The following is a 6,947-nucleotide window of genomic DNA, read 5'->3' as shown; positions in this document are numbered from 1 at the left end:
CCCAGGACGAGGCCGGAGCACATGACCCTGACACCCGTCGAGCTGTTGCGGCAAAACGCTCCGGCCACCCGTCCCATAATCGCCCTCAGCGAAGGCAACGACCCCCGCATCTCCAAAGGGGCCCTCAACGCGCAGAGGGAGGGTCGTGCTGTTTTGAAATACACGCTCAGCAGGAGGGTATGAAGTCATGACACCTCAGGTTCTCAATCTCTTCGGTGCGCCCGCAACACGCAGCGAACGGCGTCTGGCCGATCTTCCGGACCGCGTTGTCGACGGCGACCCGTATCACCAGATCGGGATGCATTTTACCAGTCCGGATGGCAAGTTGTCGGCGGGCACATGGACCTCGACACCCGGAAAATGGCATGCGTTCACGGACAAGGACGAATATTGCTATATTGTCAAAGGCCATTGCGCTTTGATCCATGAAGACGGCACCCGGCAAGATTTTCGTGACGGGGCAAGTTTTCTGATCCCGAATGGGTTTCGCGGCTATTGGGAAGTCATCGAGGAAACGACGAAGCACTTTGTGATCCGGGATTGCACGTAAGACCTACAAGGTGCTCAGAAGCGCAAATGCCATTACGCGGGGTGGTTGTTCTTGCCATAAAGGCGTCGCATGATCATGGGCGTCAGGTACATCGGGATCTGATACGCGCCGATGAAGGCCATGATCGGGGCGGTGACATCGGGTGGCAGGGCGACAAAGAATATGGCGATGTTCCGGTTTCCCGCGATGATCGATATCGCGGTCGATTTGTCTGCGGGCAGCCGGTTTCGGCTCAGGTGAAATGCAACGGCTTGTGCCCCGAAATTGGCCAGACAGGCGAGCGCGATCCAGAAGGCCGCAATGGCGGGATTGTTCAGGGCCGTGGCGCTGACCGAAGGCATCAGCCCGATGACAAAGACGGCCAAGGTAAGTGTCGCCAATCCCTCCAAATTCAGCAGCATCGCGGGTGAAGGTGCGCGCAGAACTGTGCGTCGGGTGACGATGGCAGCCCCGGTTGCAATTACGATGGTCAGCAACAATTGCAACCCGGCCTGCAAGACAGATTGAATATCCCCCAGTTCGGGCATGAGCAGAAATACGGGCAATGCGGTCAGCGGCAACAGCGCCGTACCCACAACCATCAGCCGCATCGCGTGTTCAGGCGGATGGCCCATCATCAGGCACATATTGGGACTGCCTGAAATGGACGGGGCCGCCGCCATGATCAGCAGGGACAAAAGGACAGGCGTTCCAGTCCATCCCCCCGCGAACCCGATGGCCAGCACGATCAGCGGCATCACGAATTGAAACCCGATGACTGTGAATGCAACCTTCTGCAGATCACTCAGCGACCCGAGAATGGTTTCCGGGTTCATCCTGAGGACCGTGACGAACAGCAATAACACGACCAGTGGCGGCAGCAGGTTTCGCATCGGCTCGGCCAGAGACGGCAGCAGAAGCCCAGCCGCCAGCCCGGCGATCAGAACATGAGGGCCATGGCGCGCCGCCAGATGAAGCGGGTTCAAGGCCGTTCTACCCGCCCGGGCTTTGGCGCAGATTTTCCGGCAGCCATGTCGCCAGATCCGGGAACCAGATGAGGATGAAAACCATCAATACCATGATCAGGAACATCGGGATCGCGGCGCGTGCGATATAGCTCATCTCGTGGTTTGTCATGCCCTGCATCACGAACAGGTTGAACCCGATTGGCGGTGTGATTTGCGCCATCTCGACAACAACCACGATGAAGATGCCGAACCAGATCAGGTCGATCCCGGCGTCACGGATCATCGGTTCAACAACGGCCATGGTCAGCACGACCGAAGAAATCCCGTCCAGAAAGCATCCCAGAATGATGTAGAACACCAGCAAGACCATCAGCAGTTCGAACCGTGTCAGGTCCCATCCGGTGATCAGGTCGGCCAGTCCGCGTGGTAGCCCGGTAAACCCCATCGACAGCGACAAAAAGGCCGCCCCCGCAAGGATGAGGGCGATCATCGCACTGGTGCGCGTGGCCCCCATCAGACTTTCGGTAAAGGTCTTCCAGGTCAGCGACCCCTGACCGGCGGCCAGCAAAAGCCCCCCGATCACGCCGAAAGCGGCGGCTTCGGTCGCGGTGGCATAGCCTAGATACATCGACCCGATGACAACGGTGATCAGCAGGATCACAGGCAGCAGAAAGCGTGAGTTTTTGACTTTCTCGGAAAAGCTCAGCTTGCTTTCGTCGTTCGGGTTCCAGTCCTTCCCCAGCTTGGAATACAGCGCGACATAGCCCATGAACATCGCCGCAAGAACAAGGCCGGGGAGGATGCCGGCAAAGAACAGCTTGGTGATCGATTCATTGATCGTCACCCCGTACACGATCAGGGTCAGCGAGGGCGGGATCATCAGCCCCAATGTCGCAGCCCCGGTCAATGTGCCGATGATCATCCGCTCGGGGTAATTGCGTTTGCGCAACTCGGGGATCGACATCTTTCCGACGGTCGTCAGGGTTGCCGCAGACGACCCCGAGACAGCTGCAAAGACAGTACATCCAACGATATTCGTATGCACCAGACCACCGGGCAGGGGGGCCATCCAGGGTGACAGCCCCTTGAACATGTCCTCGGATAATCGCGTTCGGTACAGGATCTCGCCCATCCAGATGAACATCGGCAGGGCGGTCAGGGTCCACGAGGACGATGCCGACCAGATGGTCGTGATCATGACGTCGCCCACGGGGCGTGTCGTGAACAGCTCCATCCCGACCCAGGCAACACCCATTAGGGCCAGTCCGACCCACACACCGGTGCCCAACAGGGTAAAAAGCACAAAGAGGAAGAGGATGATAACAGACAGATTTTCCATGCGCTTACTCCCCGTGGCTCTGATCGGCCAGATCGCGGACGATCCGATGTTCACCGCGGAAAAGGACATGGATCAGGTGATCCGTCAGGGCGATGGCAAGGATCACGGCACCGATCAGCATCGCGGATTGAGGGATCCAAAGGGCGGTTCTATCCTGCCCCTGGCTGACATCGTTGAACTTCCAGCTCCAGTAGACAAAGCGATAGGCATACCAACAGAAATACCACATAACAGCCGTGCCAATGGCAAAGCACCAGACTTCAAGAATGCGCCGCACCCCGTCCGGCACTGCGTTCAGCAGGATCGATACACGGATGTGGCTGCCCCGGTTCAACGCGTTGGCAAACGCCAGAAAAGAGGCGGCAGCCATCGCATAACCGGCATAGTCCGGTGCGCCGGGAAACACTTCGCCGGTCCAGCGGGCCAGCATCTGCACCACGATCAGCAGCAATATGGCAATCAGGCTGATCGCCGCCAGAACCCCTGCTGCCAGATAAATGAAATCCAATACGGACCGAAGCCCTCGCAAAACTGCCATGCCGTCCCCGCTGTGTTCTGATTGGATTTGAAACGGGCGGCAGGATATGCCGCCGCCCGTCCGGTAAGGATCACTGAGACGCGTGGAACGCGTCGACGATGGCCTTGCCTTGGTCCCCGGCGGCCTCTAGCCATTCATTGGTCATGGTCACACCGATTTCTTTCAATTCCTTCACCATCTGATCCGATGCCGGGCCAACGGTCATGCCGCCATCCCGCAGGCCTTGCAAGGTAAAGCCGGTGTATTCCTTGGCACGCCAGTTCCCGGCATATTCCGCCAGTTCAGCACAGCCTTTGATGACGTTCTTGTTGGCATCGGATACACCAGACCAGACGTCGGAATTGACCATCACGTAGTTGCGCGGCAGCCAGGCGTCGACCTCGTAGAAATAGTTCAGGCTTTCCCAAACCTTGCGGTCATACCCGGTCGATCCCGACGATATCATCGAATCCGCCACGCCCGTTGCAAAAGCCTGACTGATTTCAGCCGCTTCGATGGTAACCGGCAGCATCCCGGTCAACTCGGCCAGCCGTGAAGTGGCGTTGTTGTACGAGCGGAACTTGATGCCCTTCATCTCGGCGACCGAGTTTACCTCATTTTTGAAATACAGACCTTGCGGAGGCCACGGTACCGCATAAAGCAGCGTCAGGTTTTGCTCGGCCAGCAGGTTTTCGATCGAAGGTTTGGCCGCTTCCCAAAGCTTTGCGCTGTCGTCGAATGAGGTCGCAAGAAACGGGATGGAATCAAACCCGAACAATGCGTTTTCGTTCTGATGCCCGGACAACAACCGCTCACCAATCGGGGCCTGCCCTGTCTGGATTGCGCGTTTGATGTCGCCGCCTTTGAACAGCGAGCCGGACGGGTGCGTGACGATTTCAATCTCACCGCCGGTGCCGGTGGTGACGCATTTGGCAAATTCCGCGCCCGTGGCCGAGTGGAAGTTTGAGGCCGCATAGGCCATCGGCATGTCCCATTTTTCGGCCATGGCGGGTGCCGCGGCGGTGGCGGTCAGCGCAGTTGCCGCCAGAAGGTTCGTCAATTTCTTCATCATTCTTCTCCCTGTTGAATTTGGAAACACCGGCGTTTCTCACCGGTTTGTTTGTTACTTCGCGTATCGTGACGGCGCGTAGACGCTCATGTCGACATTTGGCGTTCTGCCTGCAATCATCTGCGCCAGAAGGCGCCCGGTTTTCGGCCCGCCTGTCAGGCCGATATGGTGATGCCCGAAGCCCATATAGGCCCCTTTGATACCGGGCACTTCGCCAATAACCGGGATCGAGTCAGCCGGGGCGGGCCTGTGCCCCATCCATTCCACTTCCTCCTTCCATGTCACGCCCGGGAACGCCGCCCGGGCATTTTTGCGCATCAACTCGAACGGCGCGCGCGAGGGCGGCGCATCCAGCCCTCCGAACTCGACAATGCCCGCCAAGCGTATGCGCCCATCCATCGGTGTCGCAACGAACTTGCCCGAGACAACCATAACCGGGCTGCGCGGCATCGCGGAAGGCTTTACCAATTCAAGATGATAACCACGTTCGCTTTCAAGAGGAACAGAAACTCCCAAGCGCTTTGCCAATGGACCCGACCAGATCCCGGCCGTGACAACGGCCGCGTCACAAGCAATGGTCTCGCCACCGGCCCGAACACCTGTGACATGCCCGTTTTTCCGAACTACGTCTTCGACGTTTGCACGTATGAAACGACCTCCATTCGCCTCAACATGCGCGGCAAGGTCTTTCACGTACCGGCCGGGGTCGGTGATGTGGCCATGATCCGAAAGCCGGGCGGCAAACCCGATGCCCTGACTGTAAACCGGGTCATATTCATGGAAGGCGTGACCTTCCAATTCGTCCCACTGAAACCCGTTCCGGCGCCGGATATCCCAGCCAAAGGCATCTTCCTCAAAATGCGCGCGATCCCTGTAAAGAAACAGGTAATCTGACGGAACCAGCCACTTTTCCGCCCCCGTTCCGGCCGCCAGCGCCTTGTGGTCATTCAGACTGTCGCCAACGATGGACGACAGTGCTGCGGCGATCCTCTCGACGTCGGCGGCGTTGGCGTGACGGAGGTATTGCCAGAGCCACGGAAGAAGCTTTGGCAAATACCCCCATTTCAGGAACAAGGGTTGCGAGGGGCTGAGCAGCATCTTCGGCGCTTTGCCCAGCAATCCGGGAACGGTGACCGGAACGATCGAACACGAGGCCAAAACCCCGCCATTGCCGTGCGAGGTACCTTCGGCAGGTCCTGCCTTGTCGATCAGGATCACGTCGTGACCATCCCGCTGCAACCAGACCGCAGTCGACACGCCGACAATTCCGGCCCCTATGATGGCTATGGTTTTCTTGTCCGTCATTCTGTCACCGCCTTGGCAACCGCATAATGATTCAGTTTGGTCAGGTCAGGTCTGCCGCCAAGTCCGGGGTCCTGAGGCACGCATACCTGACCGTCCTTTACCTGAAATGGCTGCTCCAGAATGTCCTCTTTCAGGAAATAGGACGCCTGATAGAATTCGCAGCCCAGAGAGATTTCCGGTGTCGTGGCAATCATGTGCGTGCCCGCCAAGTGGGCCAGTCCAGCCTCGAACATGTCACCACCATAGGCCGTCAGGCCATGGGCCGCAGCAATGCGTGCAACTGTCTGCCCGCGTGTCAGGCCGCCTGACTTCATGATCTTCACTGAAACTCCGTCGCAGATCCCTTCGCGAGCTGCGCGCTCCATATCTTCGGGGCCAAAGACGCTTTCGTCGGCCAGAAGGGGAACATCCGTCATCTGCCGCAGCTTTGCCATCATGCCATACTGATGGGCGCGGACAGGTTGTTCAATGAAGTCCGGTTTGAACTGAGCGACGTCCCGCACCTGCGATGGCGCATCATCAATGCTGAGCCCTTGATTATAGTCCACGCGGACCGAGAACTCCGGGTAGTTCTGGGCAAGATACTCCAGCCGCATGATGTCAAAGGCGTGATCCTTGAACCCGGTCTTGAGTTTGACAATCCGAACACCGTCCTCACGCAGGCGCGCCAACAGATCGACGTCCTGGGCAAAGTCGGGATTTGCGATGGAACAACTCAGCGGAATGCTGTCGCGGAAGCGACCACCCAGCAAAGACCAGACTGGAACACCGCTGATCCGGCCTGCCAGATCCAGCAGTGCGGTTTCCAGCGCCGCCTTGGCTTCGGTGCAATGTGCCACGGCATAAGCCGCACGCGCCATGATGGCGGCCCGATCCCCAACGCATGCCCCAAGAACGTGAGGGCGCAGATAACGGTCCAGTGCCGCAAAACTCGCTTCGGGTGTTCCGGTGAAAACAGACCAGGGCGACGCCTCGCCATACCCCTGCGTGCCATCCTCGGATGTCAGACGCAGGATGACGACTTCGCAAACGCCTTCAACCGATCCGATGCCGTGATCCCGGCGGGATGTGACCGGCAGTTCAAGGTGCCACAGGTCATAGCCGATGATTTTCTGTGCCAGATTGCTCATTTCGCCCCCTGTCGATGGGGAAAGCCTGCCTTGACCGGGCTATCATTTCAAATACTATATTTTCGTAAGTTCATCAGAAAAAGTGATGTA

At 58.3% G+C, this 6,947-nt stretch carries 7 protein-coding genes and 1 pseudogene; 2 read left to right on the top strand and 6 right to left on the bottom strand.

Features of this window, described 5'->3' with window-relative positions; genetic code table 11:
* Together ACR0BK_RS19445 and ACR0BK_RS19440 are read left to right on the top strand one after the other, a co-directional pair.
* Window positions 1-183 (top strand): annotated as a pseudogene (locus ACR0BK_RS19445) (hypothetical protein); the annotation flags it as partial.
* Window positions 184-187: 4 nt separating this feature from the next.
* The gene (locus ACR0BK_RS19440; RefSeq protein ID WP_480555968.1) at window positions 188-550 is read left to right on the top strand and encodes a cupin domain-containing protein; all 363 of its coding nucleotides are present in this window, start codon (window positions 188-190) and stop codon (window positions 548-550) included.
* Between the two features lie 32 nt (window positions 551-582).
* Here ACR0BK_RS19440 and ACR0BK_RS19435 read toward each other — a convergent pair whose 3' ends face one another.
* From ACR0BK_RS19435 to ACR0BK_RS19410, 6 genes are all read right to left on the bottom strand, one after another.
* The gene (locus tag ACR0BK_RS19435; protein ID WP_480555967.1) at window positions 583-1,515 is read right to left on the bottom strand and encodes a hypothetical protein; all 933 of its coding nucleotides are present in this window, start codon (window positions 1,513-1,515) and stop codon (window positions 583-585) included.
* A 7-nt stretch (window positions 1,516-1,522) separates the two neighbouring features.
* Window positions 1,523-2,836, bottom strand: a complete 1,314-nt coding sequence (locus tag ACR0BK_RS19430) for a TRAP transporter large permease (RefSeq protein WP_480555966.1) — start codon at window positions 2,834-2,836, stop codon at window positions 1,523-1,525.
* A 4-nt stretch (window positions 2,837-2,840) separates the two neighbouring features.
* Entirely contained in the window at window positions 2,841-3,374 is a 534-nt protein-coding gene (locus ACR0BK_RS19425) for a TRAP transporter small permease (protein ID WP_480555965.1), read from the bottom strand.
* Between the two features lie 70 nt (window positions 3,375-3,444).
* Window positions 3,445-4,422, bottom strand: coding sequence for a TRAP transporter substrate-binding protein (locus ACR0BK_RS19420; protein ID WP_480555964.1), 978 nt, complete (start codon window positions 4,420-4,422; stop codon window positions 3,445-3,447).
* A gap of 54 nt (window positions 4,423-4,476) precedes the next feature.
* Window positions 4,477-5,727, bottom strand: a complete 1,251-nt coding sequence (locus tag ACR0BK_RS19415) for an NAD(P)/FAD-dependent oxidoreductase (protein ID WP_480555963.1) — start codon at window positions 5,725-5,727, stop codon at window positions 4,477-4,479.
* Window positions 5,724-6,857, bottom strand: a complete 1,134-nt coding sequence (locus ACR0BK_RS19410; protein WP_480555962.1) for an enolase C-terminal domain-like protein — start codon at window positions 6,855-6,857, stop codon at window positions 5,724-5,726. The genes ACR0BK_RS19415 and ACR0BK_RS19410 overlap by 4 nt, the downstream gene beginning before the upstream one ends.
* Window positions 6,858-6,947: the final 90 nt, after the last annotated feature.

It is taken from the genome of Ruegeria sp. AF1 (assembly GCF_056542125.1).
Note: the sequence above shows the minus strand (reverse complement) of the source record. Positions and strands in the feature narration are given on the sequence as shown.